General features: G+C 46.2%; 27 protein-coding genes. 10 read left to right on the top strand and 17 right to left on the bottom strand.

Annotated features, from left to right (window positions below):
- Positions 1-146: 146 nt before the first annotated feature.
- Positions 147-926, top strand: coding sequence for a response regulator (locus ACMXYU_RS15520; protein ID WP_415899397.1), 780 nt, complete (start codon positions 147-149; stop codon positions 924-926).
- Between the two features lie 62 nt (positions 927-988).
- Here the strand turns inward: ACMXYU_RS15520 and ACMXYU_RS15515 are convergent, their stop codons facing one another.
- Positions 989-1,255, bottom strand: a complete 267-nt coding sequence (locus ACMXYU_RS15515) for a hypothetical protein (protein ID WP_415882664.1) — start codon at positions 1,253-1,255, stop codon at positions 989-991.
- Between the two features lie 464 nt (positions 1,256-1,719).
- Between ACMXYU_RS15515 and ACMXYU_RS15510 the strand changes: the two genes are divergently transcribed.
- The 3 genes from ACMXYU_RS15510 (at position 1,720) to ACMXYU_RS15500 (ending at position 4,625) form a co-directional block, all read left to right on the top strand.
- Positions 1,720-3,441: an acetolactate synthase 3 large subunit gene (locus tag ACMXYU_RS15510; protein WP_415899396.1), complete on the top strand. Its 1,722-nt coding sequence runs from the start codon at positions 1,720-1,722 to the stop codon at positions 3,439-3,441.
- 2 nt (positions 3,442-3,443) lie between these two features.
- A complete protein-coding gene (gene ilvN / locus ACMXYU_RS15505) occupies positions 3,444-3,938 on the top strand; it encodes an acetolactate synthase small subunit (RefSeq protein WP_415882661.1) in 495 nt (164 codons plus the stop codon).
- A gap of 72 nt (positions 3,939-4,010) precedes the next feature.
- Entirely contained in the window at positions 4,011-4,625 is a 615-nt protein-coding gene (locus ACMXYU_RS15500; protein ID WP_415899395.1) for a flavin reductase family protein, read from the top strand.
- A 27-nt stretch (positions 4,626-4,652) separates the two neighbouring features.
- On the opposite strand, the gene ACMXYU_RS15495 is transcribed toward ACMXYU_RS15500, so the two are convergent.
- From ACMXYU_RS15495 to bfr (ACMXYU_RS15480), 4 genes are all read right to left on the bottom strand, one after another.
- Positions 4,653-4,925 (bottom strand): hypothetical protein, encoded by a 273-nt coding sequence (locus ACMXYU_RS15495; protein ID WP_415899394.1) that lies wholly within the window; start codon positions 4,923-4,925, stop codon positions 4,653-4,655.
- Positions 4,926-5,010: 85 nt separating this feature from the next.
- Positions 5,011-5,295 (bottom strand): peptidylprolyl isomerase, encoded by a 285-nt coding sequence (locus ACMXYU_RS15490; protein WP_415886057.1) that lies wholly within the window; start codon positions 5,293-5,295, stop codon positions 5,011-5,013.
- A 124-nt stretch (positions 5,296-5,419) separates the two neighbouring features.
- On the bottom strand, positions 5,420-5,890 hold the full coding sequence (gene bfr / locus ACMXYU_RS15485) for a bacterioferritin (protein ID WP_415882657.1): 471 nt from the start codon (positions 5,888-5,890) through the stop codon (positions 5,420-5,422).
- 12 nt (positions 5,891-5,902) lie between these two features.
- Positions 5,903-6,367, bottom strand: coding sequence for a bacterioferritin (gene bfr / locus ACMXYU_RS15480; RefSeq protein ID WP_415895302.1), 465 nt, complete (start codon positions 6,365-6,367; stop codon positions 5,903-5,905).
- Positions 6,368-6,728: 361 nt separating this feature from the next.
- Here bfr (ACMXYU_RS15480) and ACMXYU_RS15475 point away from each other — a divergent pair, with 361 nt between their 5' ends.
- Entirely contained in the window at positions 6,729-6,923 is a 195-nt protein-coding gene (locus tag ACMXYU_RS15475; protein WP_415882655.1) for a (2Fe-2S)-binding protein, read from the top strand.
- On the opposite strand, the gene ACMXYU_RS15470 is transcribed toward ACMXYU_RS15475, so the two are convergent.
- Positions 6,920-7,750 (bottom strand): NAD-dependent protein deacetylase, encoded by an 831-nt coding sequence (locus ACMXYU_RS15470; protein WP_415899393.1) that lies wholly within the window; start codon positions 7,748-7,750, stop codon positions 6,920-6,922. The two genes, ACMXYU_RS15475 and ACMXYU_RS15470, sit on opposite strands and share 4 nt — an antisense overlap.
- Positions 7,751-7,872: 122 nt before the next feature.
- Positions 7,873-10,050 carry a malate synthase G gene (locus ACMXYU_RS15465; protein WP_415899392.1) on the bottom strand — a complete coding sequence of 726 codons (2,178 nt, stop codon included), beginning with the start codon at positions 10,048-10,050 and terminating at the stop codon, positions 7,873-7,875.
- 264 nt (positions 10,051-10,314) lie between these two features.
- Here ACMXYU_RS15465 and ACMXYU_RS15460 point away from each other — a divergent pair, with 264 nt between their 5' ends.
- Entirely contained in the window at positions 10,315-11,292 is a 978-nt protein-coding gene (locus ACMXYU_RS15460) for an alpha/beta hydrolase (RefSeq protein WP_415899391.1), read from the top strand.
- 30 nt (positions 11,293-11,322) lie between these two features.
- Here the strand turns inward: ACMXYU_RS15460 and serA are convergent, their stop codons facing one another.
- The 3 genes from serA to ACMXYU_RS15445 form a co-directional block, all read right to left on the bottom strand.
- Positions 11,323-12,555 carry a phosphoglycerate dehydrogenase gene (gene serA, locus ACMXYU_RS15455; RefSeq protein WP_415899390.1) on the bottom strand — a complete coding sequence of 411 codons (1,233 nt, stop codon included), beginning with the start codon at positions 12,553-12,555 and terminating at the stop codon, positions 11,323-11,325.
- A gap of 227 nt (positions 12,556-12,782) precedes the next feature.
- Positions 12,783-13,064 (bottom strand): pyrimidine/purine nucleoside phosphorylase, encoded by a 282-nt coding sequence (locus ACMXYU_RS15450; RefSeq protein WP_415899389.1) that lies wholly within the window; start codon positions 13,062-13,064, stop codon positions 12,783-12,785.
- A 57-nt stretch (positions 13,065-13,121) separates the two neighbouring features.
- The gene (locus ACMXYU_RS15445) at positions 13,122-14,006 is read right to left on the bottom strand and encodes a LysR family transcriptional regulator (protein WP_415899388.1); all 885 of its coding nucleotides are present in this window, start codon (positions 14,004-14,006) and stop codon (positions 13,122-13,124) included.
- A 91-nt stretch (positions 14,007-14,097) separates the two neighbouring features.
- Between ACMXYU_RS15445 and ACMXYU_RS15440 the strand changes: the two genes are divergently transcribed.
- Genes ACMXYU_RS15440 through ACMXYU_RS15425 form a run of 4 tightly spaced genes read left to right on the top strand, consistent with a single transcriptional unit; the run spans position 14,098 to position 17,215 of the window.
- Positions 14,098-15,303 carry an MFS transporter gene (locus tag ACMXYU_RS15440; RefSeq protein WP_415899387.1) on the top strand — a complete coding sequence of 402 codons (1,206 nt, stop codon included), beginning with the start codon at positions 14,098-14,100 and terminating at the stop codon, positions 15,301-15,303.
- A gap of 31 nt (positions 15,304-15,334) precedes the next feature.
- Complete coding sequence (locus ACMXYU_RS15435) at positions 15,335-15,997, top strand: fumarylacetoacetate hydrolase family protein (protein ID WP_415899386.1); 663 nt, start codon at positions 15,335-15,337, stop codon at positions 15,995-15,997.
- Positions 15,998-16,000: 3 nt separating this feature from the next.
- Positions 16,001-16,786, top strand: a complete 786-nt coding sequence (locus tag ACMXYU_RS15430; protein ID WP_415899385.1) for a DUF2927 domain-containing protein — start codon at positions 16,001-16,003, stop codon at positions 16,784-16,786.
- Positions 16,787-16,795: 9 nt separating this feature from the next.
- Entirely contained in the window at positions 16,796-17,215 is a 420-nt protein-coding gene (locus ACMXYU_RS15425; RefSeq protein WP_415882636.1) for a CopD family protein, read from the top strand.
- Positions 17,216-17,245: 30 nt separating this feature from the next.
- On the opposite strand, the gene ACMXYU_RS15420 is transcribed toward ACMXYU_RS15425, so the two are convergent.
- The 7 genes from ACMXYU_RS15420 to argS form a co-directional block, all read right to left on the bottom strand.
- On the bottom strand, positions 17,246-17,866 hold the full coding sequence (locus tag ACMXYU_RS15420; protein WP_415899384.1) for an SCP2 domain-containing protein: 621 nt from the start codon (positions 17,864-17,866) through the stop codon (positions 17,246-17,248).
- Between the two features lie 21 nt (positions 17,867-17,887).
- Positions 17,888-18,646 (bottom strand): bifunctional demethylmenaquinone methyltransferase/2-methoxy-6-polyprenyl-1,4-benzoquinol methylase UbiE, encoded by a 759-nt coding sequence (ubiE, locus tag ACMXYU_RS15415; protein ID WP_415892702.1) that lies wholly within the window; start codon positions 18,644-18,646, stop codon positions 17,888-17,890.
- 162 nt (positions 18,647-18,808) lie between these two features.
- Positions 18,809-19,189 (bottom strand): gamma-butyrobetaine hydroxylase-like domain-containing protein, encoded by a 381-nt coding sequence (locus ACMXYU_RS15410; protein WP_415882633.1) that lies wholly within the window; start codon positions 19,187-19,189, stop codon positions 18,809-18,811.
- A 28-nt stretch (positions 19,190-19,217) separates the two neighbouring features.
- Positions 19,218-20,549, bottom strand: coding sequence for an ATP-dependent protease ATPase subunit HslU (gene hslU, locus ACMXYU_RS15405; protein WP_415882632.1), 1,332 nt, complete (start codon positions 20,547-20,549; stop codon positions 19,218-19,220).
- Positions 20,550-20,569: 20 nt separating this feature from the next.
- The gene (gene hslV, locus ACMXYU_RS15400) at positions 20,570-21,100 is read right to left on the bottom strand and encodes an ATP-dependent protease subunit HslV (protein WP_415882631.1); all 531 of its coding nucleotides are present in this window, start codon (positions 21,098-21,100) and stop codon (positions 20,570-20,572) included.
- Positions 21,101-21,261: 161 nt separating this feature from the next.
- On the bottom strand, positions 21,262-21,909 hold the full coding sequence (locus tag ACMXYU_RS15395) for an SPOR domain-containing protein (protein ID WP_415899382.1): 648 nt from the start codon (positions 21,907-21,909) through the stop codon (positions 21,262-21,264).
- A gap of 4 nt (positions 21,910-21,913) precedes the next feature.
- Positions 21,914-23,599, bottom strand: coding sequence for an arginine--tRNA ligase (argS, locus tag ACMXYU_RS15390; RefSeq protein WP_415899381.1), 1,686 nt, complete (start codon positions 23,597-23,599; stop codon positions 21,914-21,916).
- Positions 23,600-23,667 lie beyond the last annotated feature (68 nt).

Raw genomic sequence — 23,667 nt, 5'->3', positions numbered from 1 at the left:
TTGAGGGATACGCATTATTGCTGAATAAGTCTTTCATTTTCTCTTTCTAATCGGCTATTCTGAAAGAGTTAACCTTGAAAGCAGTAGTGGATTATTGGTCTGCTCAGCAGCCTATATCCTCTTGTATTAAAAGGACTAGAGGTAGAATGAGTCAAATCAAAGTGCTGATTGTTGATGATGCGCGTTTCATCCGTGATCATGTATCACGTATAGTGAAAGAGCATTTTCCTGATTATCAAATCGATGCTGCGGAAGACGGTGATGATGGCCGTTCGAAAATGGAAGCAACCAATTACGATCTAATATTGTGTGATTGGGAGATGCCGGGCATGTCTGGTTTAGACCTTCTAAATTGGGCTAGGAAACAGCCTCATTACAGCGATATCCCTTTTATCATGGTAACCAGCCGCGGCGAACGTGATTACGTTCTTAAAGCGATCCAGGCGGGTGTTAATGATTATATGGGGAAACCTTTCGAAGACTTGCAGCTTGTTGAAAAAGTTAAGAAGTATATAGGTAAACGTATCGAATCTAGTGCTGCATCACGCCGTAAAGCAGCGCAAATGTTGGCTACCGGTAAAAGTGCTGCTGCGCCAAAAGCGGCGAAGAAACCAAAAGGCTTGGCTCAGTTACGAATCTCTTCAGGCGTACTTCGATGTGCTATCAAAGATATCACTCTTCAACAAGTTAAGATCATGGTGAAGCGTGAAGAGGGAATTCCTAACCTGCTTGAGCAAGTGGTAGTGGATATCGAGCAAGTTAAAGGTGGCAAGGTTGCGCAGATGAATGGTTATGTCAGCTCTCTTGCGGCTAACGAAAAGAGTATCGAAACGACGTTTATCGGTGTCGATGTTCAGTTTATGGATAATGACCCTGAAAAACTGGAAGTGCTAACAAGCTATATTTCTAGTCTTGGGAAAAAATAACTTATTGTTATTTAAATAAAAAAGGCTGCTTAATGCAGCCTTTTTTATTACAGGAGTATCGCTTAATACAGCGCTTGCTCATCCTTAATTACATCGATTAGAACTTCCAAGAAAAGTCGATCTGCTTCGCTATGCTCTAGTGGAATCTTGATATTAGTTGTCGCAGAAAGCTTGTCAGCAATTACTTGAGCCGCGTTTTCATCATTCAAGTGTTCACGCGCAATCTCTAACGCCTTCTCACTAATATCCGGTTCAACTAATACTTTACGGATAAAAGACATCAATTCGTTGATTACACGCTCTTTGTTTTTAATCTCAGCGATACTCATAGGGATCTCCTGTAAACGTACATTCAGAGCCGATGAAGGGTAGTATAAAGGCTCTGTTCTGAGTTCTGCATAGCAAAACTATAACCCGATACTGAAATTGAGCATAGTATTTGACGCTAATCGCCCGTTATTCCGCAGGTGCAGCATGATTTTAGTTGAAAAAATAAGCACCTATGTGAGATAATTTCCGCCTCGAATTTTGAGGCCTTGAGTGTGTAGGACAACCCGAAGCTCAGGGAGACAGCTTTCTGAGGGCCGTTTCTCAAAGGTCTGTCGGTTGGGCGATCCCCAACACCGGCACACACCCGAACGTGAACCTGCAGCTCTACCCCTGGAATGGTTCAGAGTGAGATCGCTAGAGATTCAACAAATATTGTCTGGTACAGGCACGTTCAACGTTACAGAAACAAAAACTGTTAATTTCGTCAGTAACGAGACACTGACGTCGTTAGAGGGTGAGAAAAGTGGAATTACTTTCAGGCGCAGAGATGACAATTCGCGCGCTTCGTGATCAAGGCGTTAAATACATCTACGGCTATCCAGGTGGTGCATTGCTGCACATCTATGATGCAATCTTTACGCAAGACGAAGTCGAACATATTCTGGTCCGTCACGAACAGGCAGCTACACACATGGCTGATGCTTACGCACGAGCTACCGGTAAAGCGGGTGTGGCACTAGTTACGTCTGGTCCAGGCGCAACAAATGCAGTAACGGGTATTGCTACTGCATACACAGATTCTATTCCAATGGTGGTTATTACGGGTCAGGTTATGTCACACCTGATCGGTGAAGATGCTTTCCAGGAAACCGACATGATCGGTATTTCACGTCCGGTCGTTAAGCACAGTTTCAGCGTGCAGCGTCCGCAAGATATTCCTGAAATCATTAAGAAAGCATTCCACATCGCTGAAAGTGGTCGTCCAGGTCCGGTTGTAGTCGATATCCCTAAAGATATGACTACGCCTACAGAGCGTTACGAATACGAATATCCTAAGAGCGTAAAAATGCGTTCTTACAATCCGATCGCTAAAGGTCACACAGGTCAGATCAAAAAAGCAGTAGATATGCTTTTGGCTGCCAAACGCCCAGTTATCTATACAGGTGGCGGTGTAATCTTAGGTGATGCGAGTGCTGAACTGATTGAACTAGCTCAAGAGCTTGGCTACCCAGTAACGAATACGCTGATGGGCTTGGGTGGTTACCCAGGAACTGATAAGCAGTTTATCGGTATGTTGGGCATGCACGGTAGCTATGAAGCAAACATGGCGATGCACCACAGTGACATGATTTTGGCTGTAGGCGCACGCTTTGATGACCGTGTAACTAACGGTACAGATAAGTTCTGTCCAACAGCTAAGATCGTTCATATTGATATTGACCCAGCTTCGATCTCTAAAACGATCAAAGCTGATGTACCAATTGTAGGTCCAGCTCAAGCTGTTCTTAAAGAGATGCTAGAACAGGTGCGTGCGGCTAAGAAAGCGCCTTGCGCTGATAGCCTGCAAGCTTGGTGGGAGCAGATCGATGAATGGCGTGCGCGTCACGGTGGTCGCTACCGCACAGATGACTCTGAGCTAATGAAGCCTCAGCAAGTTATCGAAATGCTTAGCAAAGTGACTAATGGCGATGCTTACGTTTGTTCTGACGTAGGTCAGCACCAGATGTTTGCTGCGCAGTACTACAAGTTTAACAAGCCAAATCGTTGGATTAACTCTGGCGGTCTAGGCACGATGGGCTTCGGTCTTCCGGCTGCTATGGGCGTTAAGCTGAACTTCCCTGATGAAGAAGTAGTATGCGTAACAGGTGAAGGTAGTATCCAGATGAACATTCAGGAACTATCTACCATTAATCAGTACGATATTCCGGTTAAGGTTATCTGCTTGAACAACCAGTCTTTGGGCATGGTTCGTCAGTGGCAGGATATGAACTACGAGTCTCGTCACTCTCAGTCTTACATGAAGTCTCTTCCTGATTTCATCAAGCTGGTTGAGTCTTACGGTCATGTAGGTATCCGCGTTGAGCGTCTTGAAGACCTTGAAGGTGCTATGCGTGAAGCCTTTGCAATGAAAGATCGTATGGTATTCATGGATATCGCAGTTGATCCGTTTGAGCACGTATACCCAATGCAGGTACCTCGTGGTTCTATGCGTGACATGTGGCTGAGCAAAACGGAGAGAACATAATCATGCGTCATATCATTTCTGTATTGATGGAAAACGAGCCAGGTGCTCTGTCTCGTGTTGTTGGTTTGTTCTCTCAGCGTAACTTTAACATTGAGTCTTTGACTGTTGCGCCAACTGAAGATGAGACATTGTCTCGACTAACAGTGACTACGCTAGGTGATGACCGTGTTGTTGAGCAGATCACTAAACAGCTAAACAAGCTTATTGATGTTGTTAAGGTTGTTGACCTAACTGAAGGTGAACACCTTGAGCGCGAACTGATGATGATTAAGATGAAGGCGAACAATGGTACTGTTCGTGCTGAAATCAAACGTACTGCGGATATCTTCCGCGGCACTATCATCGATGTTACGCCTAACACTTTCACCGTTCAGTTGGTGGGTGCAAGCAGTAAGCTGGATGCTTTCATTGAAGCACTAGGTACTTCTAACATTATGGAAGTTGTACGTTCGGGTGTTTCTGGCATTGCACGTGGCGAGAAAGTTCTAACTTTGTAATTACTTAAGTTAGTCTGATTACTAAAGCCGCTTCTGGTAACAGAAAGCGGCTTTTTTATTGCAGGTAAGGATATGCTTTTAGAATTAGAGAATATGGAAAAGTCAGATGTCTATCATGCGCTGACGCAAGTTGTTGTACCTCGTCCTGTGGCCTGGGTGCTCTCTTCTAATCAACAAGGTGCACTCAATCTTGCGCCGTTTTCGTACTTTTCAGCGGTGTGCAGTGATCCACCATTGATCATGTTATCTATAGGTTCAAAGCCTGATGGCTCGCCAAAAGATACCTATGCAAATATTGCAGATACCGAAAAATTCGTGATTCATATCGCTGGTTCTGATCTCGCGACCAAGGTGACCCAGAGTTCCGTGACGTTGCCTAGGGGAGAATCGGAAATTGAGCTGTGTGATCTGGAAACAATCGATGTTGAAGGTTTTGAGTTGCCTAGGATCCTTGGCCCTAAGATCGCTATGTCCTGTTCTCTGTATCAGCAAGAGGATATTGGTAATGCTCCGCAACGACTCGTCTTTGGCCGTATAGAGAAAATATGGTTGGATGACGCGGTGGTCGAAATGGATCAACAGGGCCGACCTAAAATTGACGCTGCGTTAGTTGATCCACTGGCACGTCTGGGTGGTTTCGATTACCAAACCTTCGGCGACGTGGTGACTGTGCCTAGGCCAGCGTAAAGCAGGAATCTGAAGTTTTTCAGAACCTCAGGCTGCAAAAGATTGTTTGAGATCAGCAATCTTTTGCACCGAGATATCGACATCTACACGTAACACTTGGTCCGATGCTCGGCGTTGATAGATAGACGATTGTTCACGTCTACGACGATCTAAGCCTTTAAACTGAGTTGAACGGTGTTGTTCAATCCACTCTTCGGCATGCGTCAGAGTTGGTAGGTAAGGGCTAAGTTTGCCTGTGCCTTTTTCATACCAGTAATAAACGAATTGGTAATCACGGAAGTCTTTAATCAGTTTAGGCATGGCGCTTACGGTCAGTAGTAGATAAAAACTTAATCATACTGACCGAACCTTAACAAAGTCTTACGTGTTGTAAATTAACCCTAGTTTATTTGCGGTAAATGGTTTCGATAAGGTGCCAGCCAAATTTGGTCTTAATCGGACCATGTACTTCATGCAGTGGCTTTTTGAATACGACATCATCAAACGGTTTCACCATATCGCCGCGACGAAACTCTCCCAGATCACCACCTTGGCGTTTGCCCGATGGGCATAGGGAGTATTTTTTAGCGAGCTTACCAAAGTCATTGCCTAACTTTAGGCGCATTTTTAGCCTTTCCGCTTGGTCGCGGGTTTTAACCAATATGTGTCGGGCGCAAGCGCGGTTAGCCATGTTCTGCTCTCCTAAAAGTTATAGACTAATTTTATCGCAAAAAGGCAGGGGCTGCAGGTTCATGGTAGGAAAAGAAAAGGCGCTGATAAACAGCGCCTTTGCATGATCTTAGTGGATAAGCTTATTAGCCCATCTGAGACTGGAGATAGTTTGGTAGACCGATTTTTTTGATCAAACCTAGCTGTTTCTCCAACCAGTACGCATGATCTTCCTCGGTGTCTTCCAGAAGCTTCTCTAGGATTTCACGGCTGACATAGTCCTGCTCTTCTTCGCAGACTTTAATCGCGTCCTTAAGTTTTTTATCAACTTCATATTCAACGCGAAGATCTGACTCAAGCATTGAAGGAACGTCAGTGCCGACTTTAAAACCATCACGGGTGGTCATGTCTGGCGTGCCTTCCAAGAACAGCATACGCTCAATCAATGCAGCTGCGTGGCCTTTCTCATCATCAAACTCATGATCGATACGCTCGTACAGCTTATGTAAGCCCCAATCATCGTACATACGGGAGTGGATGAAGTACTGATCCATTGCTGCTAGTTCCATCGCTAGCAGGCCGTTTAGTGCGTCAATGACTCTTTGATTGCCTTTCATTGTCTTCTCCCGTTAAATCTGAGATTGCAGATAGTTTTCGATACCTGCATTACTGATTAGGTATTGCTGAGTTTCGATCCAGTCTACGTGCTCTTCTTCGTATTCTAGGATATCTTCCAGCAGATCGCGGCTGACGTAGTCTTGCGCCGTTTCGCAGTAAGCGATAGCTTCACGCAAAATTGTCAGTTGCTCCAATTGGAAATCCATATCACATTGCAGCATCTCTTCAGTATGTTCGCCGATGCGTAGTCGACCTAACTGTTGCAGGTTAGGTAGTCCTTCCAAAAACAGAATGCGCTCGATTAGATCGTCTGCCTGTTTCATATCTTTGATGGACTTTTTATAAGCTTTCCCGTTTAGCTCATCTAGGCCCCAGTTCTTGTACATACGTGCGTGAAGAAAGAACTGGTTGATTGAAGTGAGCTCACTTGTCAGAACCTTGTTCAGGTGACTAATGACTTGTTTGTCGCCTTGCATGGGGGATCTCCTTTAGTAATAACCGCCCAGCTATGTGTGGGTTAGCAATTTCAAAGTGATCAAGAGTCTAGTTTATAAAATGACTTAAATCAAAAAAATCCTTATAAAACAATGGGTTGCAAAGATTAATGCGTTAGATTCTCATTGCGATTCTGTATAATAAATAACCAGTTTTTTATTGTGTGATTTTTGAAAATAAATTTAATAAGTAAATCAATTAGTTGGCGAGTTATGAAGAGCATTCAATAATTGCAATTCAATGAGAATAATTTTCAACAAGATTCTCGTTAAATGTATTGAAAGTTGCTTATTTGATAACTATTATCATTACCCGATTTAATTGAGATTGGTTATTGTTTAAATGTTCGTTTGTATTTGTGAAAATATTACCTGTAGTGACGTTCGTGACGCCGTAGATCAAGGCGCGCGTAGCGTGCGTGATCTAAACAAAGAGCTTGCCGTTGGTAGTCAGTGCGGTAAGTGTGTGTGCATGGCACGTAAGGTAATGAAAGAGCATCTAGACGACATGGATTTCGATCTAGCCGTACCTGCTTAGCCTTCTCGCTTTAGTATCTCTACTGCTTCGGTCAGCGTCTCTGCAATCGGAGCGTCCAGCTTTAGATTCAGAAGTGGATCTGCTCTCGTTACCCCAATCGTTAAAGAACAGATCGGTTTTCCCCACTCATGGGCACGTTTACAGAAGCGATAGCCTGAATAGACCATCAAAGAACTACCAACACATAGTAAACCATCGGCATTTTCTAGAGCATCCAAGGCACTAAACACACGTTCCTTTGGGACGTTATCACCAAAATAGACAACATCCGGTTTTAAGATTCCTCCGCATGCTTGGCATTCAGGTACAGAGAAATCTTCAAATAGATGGGTTTCTAGATCGGCATCACCATCGGGACGAAGGGGAGCTTCAGGGATCTCGAAATGGGGATTGATCGCTTCAGTATGCCTGTGGATATCTTTACGATCATAATTCTGTGCACAACTCATGCAGCTGACTCGATCAGAGCGACCATGAAGATCGATAACGGCTTGGCTGCCGGACTTCTGGTGTAAGCGGTCGACATTCTGTGTGATCAGTAAACGAATAAATCCCATGGTTTCTAGCTCAGAGAGCGCTGTGTGAGCCGCGCTCGGCTCGGCATCCCTAATGGCAGGCCAACCGATCAAACTACGTGCCCAGTAGCGCTGACGGGCGTAGTGGCTCTCCATATACTCTTTATGCTGGGTCGGGGCAGAGTGCTGCCAGTTACCTTTAGCATCTCGGTACGCGGGAATGCCCGAATCTGTACTTACGCCAGCTCCTGTTAGAACAACAAGGTTGGGGTGTGAGCGAATGAATTCGGCAAGTTGCTGAGCTTCTGACATAAGTTATTCACAAAGGCAAAGAATGCTATCAGTGTAACCTATTTTAGGGGGAGGCGAATTAAACAAAAAAGCCGCGCTTTTCAGCACGGCTTTTTAGTTTTAAAGCTTTTTAATTTGGCAGTTTATGCGCCAAATTTAGCTTTTGCTTCGATACGACGACGGTGCAGAACTGGCTCAGTGTAACCATTTGGCTGTACGCAGCCTTCGATTACTAGTTCGCACGCTGCTGCGAATGCAACGCTGTCTTCGAAGTTGCCAGCCATTGGGCGGTATAGAGGATCGTTTTCGTTCTGACGATCTACTACTGCAGCCATGCGCTTAAGCGTTTCCATTACCTGCTCTTCAGAACAGATACCGTGGCGCAACCAGTTAGCGATGTGCTGGCTAGAGATACGTAGCGTTGCACGGTCTTCCATTAGGCCAACATCGTTGATGTCTGGTACTTTAGAACAACCAACGCCTTGGTCGATCCAGCGAACAACGTAACCTAGGATGCCCTGTGCGTTGTTGTCTAGCTCTTCTTGGATCTCTTCAGCAGTCCAGCTTGGGTTAGCTTCAACTGGTACAGTTAGGATGTCGTCTAGGTTCGCGCGATCGCGTACTTTCAACTCGTCCTGACGAGCGAATACGTCTACCTGATGGTAGTGAGTCGCGTGAAGAACAGCTGCTGTTGGAGATGGAACCCATGCAGTGTTAGCACCAGACATTGGGTGGCCGATCTTAGCTTCAAGCATGTTAGCCATCTGATCAGGGATTGGCCACATACCTTTACCGATCTGAGCGCGACCCTGTAGGCCACATAGAAGACCGTTGTCTACGTTCCAGTTTTCGTAAGCACCGATCCATGCAGCAGCTTTCATGTCGCCTTTGCGGATCATTGGGCCAGCTTCCATAGATGTATGGATCTCGTCACCAGTACGGTCTAGGAAACCTGTGTTGATGAATACAACACGCTCTTTAGCAGCGCGGATACACTCTTTCAGGTTAACAGTTGTACGGCGCTCTTCGTCCATGATGCCCATCTTCATAGTGAAGCGTTCTAGGCCAAGCATGTCTTCGATACGAGCGAATAGTTCGTTAGCGAAAGAAACTTCTTCTGGGCCGTGCATCTTAGGTTTTACGATGTATGTAGAACCTGTAGTTGTGTTGCTGAACTTACCTTTGCCCTGCATATCGTGCATAGAGATAAGCGTAGTTACAACACCGTCCATGATGCCTTCAGGAACTTCGTTGCCATCTTTGTCTAGTACAGCTTCGTTAGTCATTAGGTGACCAACGTTACGTACGAACATCAAGCTACGGCCTTTAAGTGCAAGGTTAGAACCGTCTAGTGCAGTGAACTCACGGTCAGCGTTGATAGAGCGAGTGAAAGTCTTGCCGCCTTTCGTAACTTCTTCAGTTAGGTCGCCCTTCATTAGACCCAACCAGTTACGGTAAACAACAACTTTGTCAGCGCCGTCTACAGCAGCAACAGAGTCTTCACAGTCCATGATCGCTGTTAGAGCAGCTTCCATCACGATATCTTTGATGCCTGCAGCATCGTCTTTACCGATCTGGCTTTCACGGTCGATCTGTACTTCGAAGTGCAGACCGTTGTTTTTGAATAGGATAGAAGTCGGAGCAGCTGTTTCACCAGTGTAACCGATCAACTTTTCAGCTTGTGCTAGCGTAGTTTCGCTGCCATCGCGCATTACAACAACAAGCTTGTTATCTTGAATGCTGTAGCCTGCAGAATCTTTGTGAGAACCTGCCGCTAGTGGAGCTGCTGTGTCTAGGAAAGTACGTGCAGCTTCGATAACTTTAGCGCCACGAGCTGGATTGTAAGAACCAGATTTCTCAGCGCCGCCTTCTTCAGATACTGCGTCAGTACCGTAAAGCGCGTCGTATAGGCTGCCCCAACGTGCGTTAGCTGCGTTAAGTGCGAAACGAGCATTCATTACAGGTACTACTAGCTGAGGACCAGCCATTGTCGCCATTTCTGGGTCAACGTTTGAAGTAGTCGCTTCGAAATCTTCGCCTTCTGGCAATAGGTAACCGATCTCAGATAGGAAGCCTTTGTATGCTTCTAGATCGAAAGCCTGACCTTGACGCTCACGGTGCCATGCATCGATCTGCTCTTGGATCGCATCACGCTTAGCTAGTAGGTCACGGTTCTTTGGCGCCAGATCGTGAACGATGGCATCAAAGCCAGCCCAGAACTGTTCGCTAGTTACGCCAGTGCCTGGCAGTGCTTCGTTGTTAACGAAATCGTATAGAGCCTGTGCAACCTGAAGACCGCCACTCTGTACTCTTTGACTCATAATGAATTGCCCCAGTAAATATTCTGCCAGCTCCGGTGCGAGGCTACCGGTAGCTGAGTGAATGATCGCTGTCGATTAATTTGCAGCTAAATTTGTGCATCGCACAGTAGCGCAATGGTGTCTTATTGTCGCCTAAGTCGACCCAAAAGTATGATAAATGGGCCTTATATTCGGTATAAATTGAGCGAATGGCTGCGGTATTGGCTAAGGTTAAGTATGAAATGATCACCTAAGTTGTGCGGGAATGTCCCTAAGGTGGTGTCTATGACCTTATTTGATCGTGACCTCCTCGTTAAAGGGCTAAGGCCTTATATTGAAACGGGTTTTGGAATACCGAGCGAAAGTGTTCGCGCGTATTTAGCCTGTTATGGCTTATTGGATATCGCTGAAAAATCGAATTATCGGATTGGCCGTATAGCGCTCGATGAGGTCTCTGTGACCCTGCAATCCTTCTCGGTTTTAGATCGTTCCCGTAACCGCGGCACGGTTGTATTGGTGCATGGTTATATGGACCATGTTGGGTTATATCAGCACCTGATTGATGACCTTTTGAAAAGCGGGTTTGATCTGCTCTGTTACGATTTGAGTGGTCATGGTTTATCCGATGGTGATCCGCTGGCAGTGGACGATTTTCAACATTATGCGACTCAGCTAGCGGAGCTGCTGGCGAGTTTGGATCAGGAGCTATCTTACCCGGTTCATTTAGTTGGCCAGAGTACAGGTGGTGCAGTAGTGATGGCACATCAGTTGCTGTTTACCGATCAAACTATGCCTTCCTTGGGTGAGCGAGTGCTGTTGGCACCCTTAGTAAGACCCAGCCTATGGCGTAGCATACAGCGCAAATTTCGCTGGCTGAAATACGTATTACGCCGAGTGCCGAGACGTTATAGCCAAAACTCTCATGATGACGACTTTATTCGCTTTCTACGAGAAGGGGATTGTTTGCAGCACCGCGAAATCCCTGTGAGTTGGGTCGGAGCGATGTTGGCGTGGGGGGATTGGATCGAAGCGCATCTGCCTGTACCGGGGCGTATTCATATGATTCAGGGAACCCTCGATAGTACGGTCGACTGGCAGCACAATATGGCTGTATTGGGCAGGCTTTATCCTGAGATGGAGTTAACGTTGATTGAGGAGGCGAAACATCACCTGGTGAATGAAACACCGCAATACCGGGATCAGGTGTTCAATCAGATTGATGCGATATTTAAACTCTGGGAAAACGAAAACGGGCAGCCCTAGGGCTGCCCGTTTTGATTAAATCAGATCAACTTAGAACAAACGACGGCAGCGGATTGTGCCTTCGATCTGCTTCAAGTTTTCTAGTGCTACAGAAGAGCAATCTGCATCAACGTCTACCACTACATAACCAACTTTCTCGTTAGTTTGTAGGTACTGACCGCTGATGTTAACGCTGTTTTCAGAGAAGACAGTGTTGATCGCAGACATAATGCCCGGCACGTTGTTGTGTACGTGAAGTAGACGGTGAACGTGTGGGTGCTCTGGTAGTGCAACTTCTGGGAAGTTAACAGACGTGATAGAAGAACCGTTATCACTGTACTTAATCAACTTCTCAGCTACTTCGTAACCGATGTTTTCCTGAGCTTCCATCGTAGAACCGCCTACGTGTGGAGTTAGGATTACATTGTCATACTCACGTAGTGGTGAGATGAATTCGTCATCGTTAGTACGTGGCTCAACTGGGAATACGTCGATAGCCGCGCCTAGTAGGCGACCAGAATCTAGTGCTTTACATAGCTCATCGATTACAACAACAGTACCGCGAGCAGCGTTAAGGAAGATGGAACCTTGTTTCATCTCAGCGAACTGAGCTTCGCCCATCATATCTTTAGTAGCTGGTGTTTCTGGTACGTGTAGAGAAACGATGTCACTCATGTTTAGAAGCTCTTTCATAGAGCCAACTTGAGTTGCGTTACCTAGCGGAAGCTTAGTGACAACATCGTAGAAGTAAACATCCATACCCATTGCTTCAGCAATAACGCTTAGCTGAGAACCGATGCTACCGTAACCTACGATACCTAGCTTCTTGCCACGGATTTCGTAAGAGTTTTTAGCAGACTTCTGCCACTCACCGCGGTGAGCTTTAGCATTTTTCTCTGCAACACCGCGAAGCAGAAGAATCGCTTCAGCGATTACTAGTTCTGCTACAGATCGAGTGTTAGAGAAAGGTGCGTTAAATACCGCAACACCACGCATCGTAGCTGCTTCCAGATTTACCTGGTTAGTACCGATACAGAAGCAACCAACAGCTACCAATTTTTCAGCAGCTTCAAAAACTTCTTCAGTTAGCTGAGTACGGGAACGGATACCGATGAAGTGAACGTCCTTAACACGCTCAATCAACTCTTCTTCTGGTAGGGAACCAGTTAAGAATTCGATGTTGGTGTAACCATTCTGATTAAAAGTGTCCACCGCAGATTGGTGTACGCCTTCCAGAAGCAAAATTTTGATTTTGCTTTTATCGAGAGAGGTTGTTTGGCTCATGGTGTGCAGCTCTTTAATTTGCGTGGCTTTTTCTAGTATCTAGGAGGGCCACAGGTTTAAACGCTTTAAAATTAAGCGCGAATATTAGCACAGCCAAAGTTGAAAAGGATGAATGATAAGCTCAGATTGGCGGAAAAATATTCATCTTGAGATGAGATGGATTGTATAAAGGGGATGTTTGGAGGGAAAAGGCTTCTATATTGCGAATACAGAAGCCTTGCTTTTCCTTAGCCGTAGAAGCAAAGGTAAGCAGTTGCTTGCTCAACTTTAAGCTGGAAGCTCTGGTTCGCTGCAACTTTAAATTCAGTGCCTGTTGGGAAAGACTGGAACTCTTCGCTGTCAGGAAGTTTAACGATTAGCTCGCCGCTAACTACCTTCATTAGTTCGTCTTCGCTTGTGCCGAATTCGTATTCGCCTGGTGCCATTACGCCAGAAGTTACTTTACCTTCGCTGTTTTCGAAGCCGATAGATTTTACTTTGCCGTCAAAGTATTCGTTTACGTTCAGCATGTTTGATCTCCTAAAATTTGCGCGAATCATAAAATTAAATGCTAATCGCTGCAAATTTCAGGATTTAATCGGGCTGTTTTCCAACACAAAATCGACAAAGGTTTGGTTAGCCTGAGATAGATAACCGTCTTTACGCCATGCGATTGAAAGGTCCAACCAGACAGGTTTTGTGAAAGGACGTGCGACTAATCCAGGTTCATCTTCGATCACCATCGCCATCAGGGTTGAGATGGCATAGCCCTGTTTAACAATTGATTTAATCAGAGGAATCAGATTCGTCTCAAAGCTGATCTTGGGCGTGATACCTGCCTGTGCTGCCAGATCATCGACTACATTGCGGTGGAAAAAGCCGGTATTAAACATCACCAGTTCCTCCGCAAATAGTTGTGAATATTCAACGCTTTTTAAACTGGCAAAGGGGTGGTCGAGAGGTGAGATCACCATCATCTGTTCTTGCAGAAAGACTTTGGATTCTAAGTTCTTGCTGGGGATAGATTTATCGACGATAACAGCTAAATCGAGTTCCCCTTGCTCTAAAAGTCGTTGCAGTTTGCCTGCGCCGCCATCAATAACGGTTAATGTCAGTTGTGGATAACGATGCCGAAACGCCATCAAAATAGGTGGGAAATAATAAGAACCAAGCATGCTTGGAATGCCTACGCGCACCTCGCCTTTGAGTAAGCCTTTCAGCTCTTGCATCTCCAAAATGGCATCTTCGGTAGCCTGCAAAATCTTATTGGCATGGCGATAAAGGTGTTCACCTTCATCGGTCAGGCTGATTTTACGGTCGTATCGATGTAGAAGTTTTAGATCTAACTCTTCTTCTAGCTTTCTGATCGCCATACTCATCGCAGGCTGTGCAATGTGTAGCTTTTCAGCGGCTTTAGTAAAGCTGTTGAGATCGGCAACGGTTTTGAAATAGCGTAGGTGTTTTATATCCATCATCATATTTTCTTATCAAAGCTATAAGAAGTATATATTTTTATGATGGCTTTGCGATTGCTAGTCTTCCACCACGAATGAGAGGTGGAACATGATCGAAGCAGGTACAAGTCAATTTTGGCGCGCAACTATCGCCTTATGCGTAGGCTCTTTTATGGTGTTTGCCAATCTCTACATCACGCACCCTTTGCTACCGATGTTGGCTGAGGAATTTGAGATTAGTCCATTGTTAGCCAGTTGGAGCTTAACAGTGACTACTTTGACTTTAGGTTTGTCTCTGTTGGTGTTTGGCCCCTTATCTGATGCCCTTGGGCGCACGCGTTTGATGCTGATGACTATGTGCGGGGCAGTGCTTTGTAGTTTTGTATTGTCACAGGTATCTGACTTTACATGGTTGCTGTTCTGGAGAGCATTGCAGGGTATTTGCTTAGCGGGTTTGCCGGCAATTGCGATCGCTTATATGGGCGATGAGTTCACAAAAAAAGGCTTAATTGCCGCAGTCGGTTTGTATATCAGCGGTAACACTTTAGGGGGCATTGGCGGGCGCCTTATTGGTGGTTTTGCCGGTGAACTGTTTGGCTGGCAGGAAGCATTCGCCTTGATGACCTTTATTAGCTTCTTTTGTTTATGTCTGTTTGTTTGGTTGTTACCGCCATCAGAGAATTTCAACGCAAGAAAAGTTGTGCCAACACAGATGATAAAAGACGCTTATCAGCATCTGTCTAATCCTCTGTTGTTACTCGCTTATATCGTTGGCGGACTTAACTTCTTTATCTTTATCAACCAATATAGCTATGCCACTTTTCTGTTGGCTGATGAGCCCTATTACCTATCGGCGGGTGTGCTTGGATTACTATTCCTCACTTACCTGAGCGGTACGGTGGGAGCTGCGTTTTCTGGGCGTATTGCTAAAAATATACCGCAGCCTATAGTCATGGCTATGGGGATCATTATCTTGATGGCCGGTACGCTGCTGACTCTGCAGGGTAGTTTATGGGCGATCATTTTAGGCTTCTTGGTCAGTGCCTTTGGTTTCTTTTTAGCTCATTCCTGTGCAAGTAGTTGGGTTAGCCATACCGCGTTGCACGCTAGAGCGACAGCATCGTCTATCTATCTGTTGTTCTATTATCTGGGGGCTAGTAGTGGAGGCTTCTATTTGGACCCGTTTTGGCACTCTTGGGGTTGGAATGGTGTGGTCTTTGGATCCTTGTGTATTCTGCTGATTACGTTGCTATCCAGTTTAATGCTCTACTATAAAACCAGTGTAAAACTGGAGCGCTGTGCGGCAGGGGGGTAAACTTCACCCCACGATAATAAAAGGAGTACCTATGAGCTATCAACACAGTAATGTCGACGGAGATTTGGTAAACCTGCCAACGGGTAAAGTGATTTGTGTCGGTCGTAACTATGCCGATCATGCTGCAGAGCTAAATAATCCAATACCTACCGAGCCTATGTTGTTTATCAAACCCGCTACGAGTGTGGTTGATATGACTCAGCCGTTTACTGTGCCTCAAGGGCATGGTTCTGTTCATTTTGAAACGGAGATGGCGATTCTGATTGGTTCTAAACTGAACAATGCATCTGAAGAAGAAGCGAAAGCGGCGATTAGCGGCGTAGGCTTAGGTTTAGATCTAACTTTGCGTGATCTTCAAGGAAAGCTAAAAGAGAAAGGTCATCCGTGGGAGAAGGCGAAAGCGTTCGATGGTTCATGCCCACTCTCTCCTTTTATTGCTGCAAATGCAGTTGTCGATCTACAAGACGTAGAGATCAAATTGACCGTTAACGGTGAGATCCGTCAGCAGGGCAACAGTTCAGCTATGTTGAATCAAGTGCTGCCGCTACTTAGCCATGCCAGTGAGTTCTTTACCCTAGAGCCGGGCGATGTAGTGTTAACCGGCACGCCTGCGGGGGTAGGCCCCGTAGTACCTGGAGATAAGCTGCTGGTAGAGCTGACAGGTCTTCTTTCCGTAACAACAGAAGCTGTGTAATACGTGAAAAGCTTCGTTCTGTTTATTGCGTTATTCAGCGCGCTATTTGCCTTACCTGCGGCGGCTGTAGATCCAGCGGTTCGTTGGCAGCAGCCTGAGTTTATTCTACAGGCTTTTAAAGAGGTGGCGCTGCGCAATGAATACAGTCTTCAAGGGCGTATGGTAAGACGCTGGAATAAGCCAATTCGGGTGTGGCTGGATCACCAAGTGCCCGACGCTGAGGTGCATACCAGTTTGGTAAATATGCACCTCAAACATCTGTCCGAGATAACTGGTTTATCGATTAAGACCGTCAGTCGTAAACAGGACGCTAACCTGATTATGGTTTTTACTAAGCAGTCTTTGTGGAAACGTCAGGTAGGTGAGCTCTTTGGTAAGCGTGCGGAAAAGATCGTTCATGGTGCGGTTTGCATGGCGAACTTCCGAGTGAATGGCCGCTATGAGATCGATCAGGCGGCAGTGATTATTCCGGTTGATCAGGCGAGGATGCATGGCAAATTAGTCACCTGTATCGTTGAAGAGATCACACAGGTGATGGGTTTGCCAAACGATTCGGACAAGGTTTATCCCTCCATTTTTAATGATCGTACTCCAGAGACATTGTTGTCTGGTTTAGATTACCTTCTACTCAAGTTGCTCTATCAGCCGGTTCTTAAACCGGGTATGACCGAAGAGCAAGCCTTACCTCTGTTGAAGAAAGTTATCTCAGAATGGCAGAGTGACGGTACGATTCAATCTGCTCATAAAATTGTTAAGCGCGGAGAACTCTATCCGCTGCTAGGCTACTAAGGAATTTGTATGTCGTTTTTGTGGATAAAAGTCTTTCATATTCTTGCGATGACCAGTTGGATGGCAGGTATCTTTTACCTTCCACGTATCTTTGTTCATTACGTTGAAGGGCGTGAAGCAGGGCAGGATGTTGCTCGATTAGAGATCATGGCCGGTAAGCTCTACGGCTTTATGAGCATTATGGCGATCTTTACCTTAGGCCTAGGCTTATGGCTGATGTTTGGCTACGGTATTGGCGGTGGCTGGATGCATGCAAAACTAACGTTTGTCGGCTTGCTGATCGGCTATCACTTCTGGTGTAAAGCGTACTTAAACAAAATGAGAGCGGGGACTTTAGATCGCAGTGGTCGTTACTTCCGTCTGTTTAACGAACTGCCGTTACTGATCTTTATTCCGATTTTGATCTTTGTCGTTGTAAAACCGTTCTAATTCGGAACGAATGGAGCAGACGTTGGTAACTTAAGCTTTATGCTTTGCCAGCGTTTGTTCAACGCGAGCGGCGAGTCGTTCAGCTCTCTCTTGAAGTTGCTCAACTTCATTGGTGAAAAAGTCCATCTCTGGACGTGTAGGGATAAACCTTACTTCCTCTTTCACAAACTCATCCAAGTTGTGGATAAAGCTAGAAGCACTGTTTTTATACCACTGAGCTTTCCAAACTGTGTACAGAGCTACTTGGTGTGCTGGAAGGTCGCCAATCACATCGCCTAGCATCGCTTCCCAATCAATTTTAGCGTCGCTCAGAATCTGTTGGAAGCGGGTAGCTAAAGCGCTGTCACCGCTAACCTGAACCGTCTTACCAAACATCGCATCAGACTTGTCTTTGCTCGTTAGAAGAGTGATAAAGTCGGCGGCGTTACCACGAAGCGTGGTGGTCGGTTCATCGTTGTAGGCCGATTGGATCTGAAGACCATCGGCATTAGGAAGTAAGTAAAGGTTAAGTGCAGGTGAAGTGCACTCAATCGCTATCACTTTGCCAGTGAGGCGCTCAAGATGTTGCAGGGTAACCGGGTCACGTTTAAGCAGTTGGTTGCATACCATTTCTGCAGTCGTGAATAGGGTAGCTTGAAGCATCTCGAGCATGGGTTAGATCCTAAAAAGCGATTAAGGCTTGATACCTGTGTGTAGCGCAACGATACCGCCAGTCATGTTCTGGTAGCGGCAGTTTGTCAGACCAGCATTCTGCATCATACCTTTCAGAGTTTCCTGATCTGGGTGCATGCGGATAGACTCAGCTAAGTAGCGGTAGCTATCAGCGTCGCCAGCAATCGCAGAACCCATGTGCGGTAGGATATTGAACGAGTAGAAATCGTACGCTTTAGTTAGCAGTGGGTTATCTGTTTTAGAGAACTCCAATACCATCAATTTACCGCCCGGCTTAAGTACACGAGCCATAGAGCGTAGCGCTGCATCTTTATCGGTTACGTTACGTAGACCAAAGGCGATTGTGATCACATCGAAGGTGTTATCAGGGAATGGTAGGGCTTCAGCGTTTGCTTGCACAAACTCAACGTTGCCTGTTACGCCTTTATCCATCAGCTTGTCACGGCCAACTTTCAACATAGAGTCGTTGATGTCAGCAAGAACAACTTTACCTGTAGGACCTACAAGGCGAGAGAAACGCATGGTCAGATCGCCAGTACCGCCCGCGATATCTAGGACTGTATTACCAGAGCGAACACCACTTTGTTCGATAGTGATTCGTTTCCAAAGACGGTGAACGCCACCAGACATTAGATCGTTCATCAGATCGTATTTGCCAGCAACACTGTGGAAAACATCAGCAACACGCTGTACTTTTTCCTCTGTTTTGACGTTTTCATAGCCAAAGTGAGTGGTGTTGTCGTTGCGTTGATCTGCCATATCCGGATGTCCTGAAAATCTTAGATTAGTGGGGGATTTTAACCTTATCCGCTGAAATTGTCTGCGATTGAAGAGGGATTATTTTAGGTGGAGGTGACCCAGAAATAAAAAAGGGCTATTAATGAATAGCCCTTTTAAATGTTTATGATCGATTTGGAAAGCTTATCGGCCGATAGCGATCATACCGCCATCGCGCGATTCGCCAGCATCTGCGAGTTTCTGAAGATACTCCTGCCAATACTGATCGTGGTTGTAGGCAAGGTCATGTAGGCAATCCCAAGTATAGATTCCGCTGTCATGACCATCATCAAAAACGATCTTTAGGGCATAGTTACCACTAGGGATCAGCTCTTTAATGCCTACCAACTTTTTGCCAGTTTGTAGCACGCCATTGCCGATGCCATGGCCGCGTACTTCAGCAGATGGAGAGTGCACGCGCAGGTACTCGGCACTCAGCTCAAAGGTTTTATCCTCATAGCTTAATTCCAGCGTGCGAGACTTCTTGTGCAGCTTTATCTGTGTCGGTAATGGTGCTTTAGACATCATCTTACTCCCAGTTATAGGGTCCTAATTACAGAATGTAGTGGCTTAGGTCTTCGTCTTTGCTTAGCTCGCTAAGCTGCTGATCAACAAAAGCTTTGTCTACTTTGATTGTCTGACCAGAGCAGTCTGATGCAGCAAAAGAAAGCTCTTCTAGTAGACGTTCCATCATTGTGTGTAGACGACGTGCACCGATGTTTTCTGTGCTTTCGTTTACTTCAAATGCCAGTTCAGCCACACGATGAATACCTTCATCTGTAAACTCAACGCTCACGCCTTCAGTACCAAGTAGTGCTGTGTACTGGTCAGTCAGCGACGCATTTGGCTCTTTAAGAATACGGCGGAAGTCTTCTGGTGTTAGAGCGTTTAGCTCAACCCGGATAGGCAGACGACCTTGCAGCTCTGGGATCAAGTCAGATGGCTTAGCCAAATGGAATGCACCGGACGCGATAAACAGAATGTGGTCTGTTTTGATCATGCCGTATTTAGTGCTTACGGTGCAGCCTTCGATTAGCGGCAGCAGGTCACGCTGTACACCTTCACGAGATACGTCACCGCTGCTGTTTGAGCCGCCTTTGCAGACTTTATCGATCTCATCTAGGAAGACGATACCGTGCTGTTCAACTAGCTCAACTGCAGATTGTTTCAGCTCATCTTCTTTGACAAGGTTAGCTGCTTCTTCATCAGTTAGGGCTTTAAAGGCATCTTTGATCTTCAAACGGCGAGATTGCTTCTTACCACCGCCCATGCCTGAGAACATGCTTTGCAGTTGGTTAGTCATCTCTTCCATGCCCGGAGGCGCCATGATCTCAACACCCATCTGTGGCTGAGCCACTTCGATGTCGATCTCTTTATCGTCTAATTGGCCTTCACGTAATTTCTTACGGAATACCTGACGCGTAGCGCTGTCTTCGCGCGTTGGTTCTTCGCCAAAGTTTGCAGGGCGTGCTGGTGGCAGTAGGGCGTCAAGAATACGCTCTTCCGCTGCTTCTTCAGCTTGGAAGCGTACTTTATCCATCTCCTGCTCACGTAGCATCTTAATAGACATATCAACAAGGTCACGGATGATGGTTTCTACGTCACGACCGACATAACCGACTTCGGTAAATTTAGTCGCTTCAACTTTGATGAACGGTGCGTTAGCTAGTTTTGCTAGACGACGTGCGATCTCAGTTTTACCTACACCAGTAGGACCGATCATCAGGATGTTTTTTGGGGTAACTTCAGTACGCATCTCATCATCAAGTTGCATGCGACGCCAGCGGTTACGAAGTGCGATAGCTACTGCGCGTTTTGCTTCGTCTTGGCCGATAATGTGACGATCCAGCTCGGATACAATTTCACGTGGTGTCATGTTAGACATTTTTAGCTCCTGTGGCTGGATTACTGAACTGAATCAAGTTCTTCGATAGTCAGGTTGCCGTTGGTAAATACACAGATACCAGCAGCGATATGTAGGCTCTTCTCAACAATATCTTTAGCAGAAAGCTCAGTATTGTCGGTTAGGGCGCGTGCAGCAGCCAAAGCGAAGTTGCCGCCAGAACCAATAGCGATAACGCCATCTTCTGGTTCAATAATGTCGCCGCTACCCGAGATTAGGTACGTTTTTTCTTTGTTAGCAACCAGCATAAGTGCTTCAAGTTTGCGCAGCACACGGTCACCGCGCCACTCTTTCGCTAGGCTTACAACGGCATTGAAAATGTTGCCTTGGTGTTTCTCTAGCTGAGCTTCAAAAAGATCAAGTAGGGTAATTGCGTCAGCGGTACTGCCGGCAAAACCGGTAATTACATCGTGCTTAGGCAGAAGGCGAACTTTACGTGCAGTGCCTTTCATTACAGTGTTGCCTAGCGATACTTGGCCATCACCGCCTACAACTACTTTATCGCCACGACGTACGGATACTATCGTTGTCATTATCTGCTCCTAATGGGAGTGAATCTTAAACAGTGCGCTATAAATCGATGAAGCGTATTGCACTGTTTCTTTATAGGTTTAAAGAAAGATGGTGACTAAGAGATGAATTTCAAGGCTGTAAAAACAAAAAGCCCATCGACTTAAGGATGGGCTTTTAGCTTTTACTGTTTGATTCGCAAAGGCTGGATATTTTGCTGAACCAATTTGTCGTAGGCTTTAGATAAGCGCGAGCGGTTATCGAATGGGCCGACACGCACCCGATACCATTGGGTGCCGTCTTTACTGGTGCTGATATTGGTGTGGACGTTTGGCAGTCCAAGTAGTATCAACTGAGCGCGCATTCTCTCGGCATCGGCTTTGGCCTTAAATGAGCCGGCTTGTAACAGATACTTATGCTGAGTTTTGGCATCTTTCGGCGTGGATTTATACACATCCTTAGGTGCTTCAACTTCGCTCTCTTTAAGCATTTCGTAAAATTCGAAACGGCTCTTATCAGTTGACGCTGTCGACTTCTCAATCACCGGTGCCTGACTTTTAACTGGCTTTGATGGAGCTGGTTTCGGCTTTTCAGCCGTCTGAGCAGGCTTAGGCTTGCTGTTGGCCAGTGGCGTGCTGGCTTCGCCAGGATCAACCTTAGTTAGGTTATATAAACCGTAACCAAGGCCGCCCAGCAGCAATAAGGTTAACGCCAGTAGCCCAGTAGGAAAGCGCTTTTTCTGCTTAGCAGGGGCTCTCTTTGGGGCAGGCTTAGCGCGGCTAGCTGAAGCTTTACCACGCTTGGTTTTGGCGTAATCCTTACGAGATGCCATCTACTTACATTTGCTCCGGTGCAGATACGCCTAGTAGATCCAAACCGTTTGCTAGTACGTGACGTACTGCTACAGCCAGTGTTAGACGCGCGTTACGTACATCGGCGTCTTCTACTAGAGTCTTCTCTGAGTTGTAGTAAGTGTGGAACTCTGCCGCTAGATCTTTCAGGTAGTTAGCGATCTGGTGTGGCTCGCGTGCATTGGCTGCGTTCTTAACCACTTCTGGGTATTTGCCCAGATTGATCACTAGATTCTTCTCAGATTCTAGCTCTAGCTTGTCTAGTGCAGCGATGCCTTCAGCTTCGTCCCACTCCAAGTTGCCTTCGCTTAGTTTGCGGAAGATAGAGCAAACGCGCGCGTGAGCGTACTGGATATAGTAAACCGGGTTATCGGCAGACTGAGAGCGAGCCAAGTCGATATCAAAGGTCAGATGACTGTCAGACTTACGTGCTGCTAGGAAGTAACGTGTTGCATCACGGCCTACTTCATCGATTAGGTCGCGTAGTGTTACGTAGCTACCTGCACGCTTGGAGATCTTAACCTCTTCACCACCGCGCATAACGGTAACCATCTGGTGAAGTACATAGTCAGGCCAGCCCTGAGGGATGTCTGCTTTAAGTGCTTGAAGACCTGCACGTACACGTGTGATCGTGCTGTGGTGGTCGGCACCTTGTTCGTTGATAACCGTGTCGAAACCGCGCTGCCACTTATCAAGGTGGTAAGCCACATCGGGTACGAAATAAGTGTAACCGCCATCTTTCTTGCGCATTACACGGTCTTTGTCATCGCCAAAGTCCGTTGTGCGTAACCAAAGTGCGCCGCCATCTTCGTATGTGAAATCGTTTTCGATCAGCGTCTGAACGGCTGCTTCTACTTTGCCTTCTGCGTATAGAGAAGACTCTAGGAAGTAAACATCAAAATCTACCGCAAACGCTTTAAGGTCTAGATCCTGTTCGCGACGTAGGTAAGCAACAGCGAAGTGACGGATAGATTCCAGATCATCTGCATCTTTAGCGCCAGTGAAAGACTGGTCTTCAGATACAACAGTGTCGCCAGCCATGTAGCTGTTCGCTAGGTCGATAATGTAGTCACCGCGGTAACCATCTTCAGGCCAGCTTGGATCATCCGGTGTTAGGTTTTTGCAGCGCGCTTGTACAGACAGCGCTAGGTTATTGATCTGCTGGCCAGCGTCGTTGTAGTAAAACTCACGTGTTACATCCCAACCGTTCGCTTCCATGATGCGGCATAGGCAGTCACCTACTGCTGCGCCACGACCGTGACCGATGTGCAGAGGACCAGTCGGGTTTGCCGATACAAACTCAACCTGAACTTTTTTACCTTCGCCGTTGTTGTTACGGCCGTAGTTGTTCTTCTGCTCTAGGATGTTTTTCAACAGAGAGCTAGTAGACGCACCACTGATAAAGAAGTTGATGAAACCTGGGCCCGCAATCTCTGTGCGTTTTAGGTTGTCTGATGCGGGTAGTGCGTCAACCAATTTCTCAGCCAATTGGCGAGGGTTGCAGCGAGCTGGTTTAGCTAATGTCAGAGCGATGTTAGAAGCGTAGTCACCATGAGATTTATCACGGGTGTTTTCCACCATGATTTTAGGTTCTACGTCGGCAGGCAAAGTGCCATTTTCAATCAGTGTCTTCAGGGCGGAGTCAATCAGCTCTGCAATTATCTCTTTCATTAGCGTACAAATACCGTTTGAAGTAAGTCGGTGAGCCCAAGGTCGATCAATTTGATCGGATGGGGCTT

It is taken from the genome of Neptuniibacter sp. QD48_11 (assembly GCF_047778095.1).
Classification (GTDB): Bacteria; Pseudomonadota; Gammaproteobacteria; order Pseudomonadales; family Balneatricaceae; genus Neptuniibacter.
The sequence above is the reverse complement of the archived record's forward strand: the minus strand, read 5'-3'. Positions and strand labels throughout refer to the sequence as shown.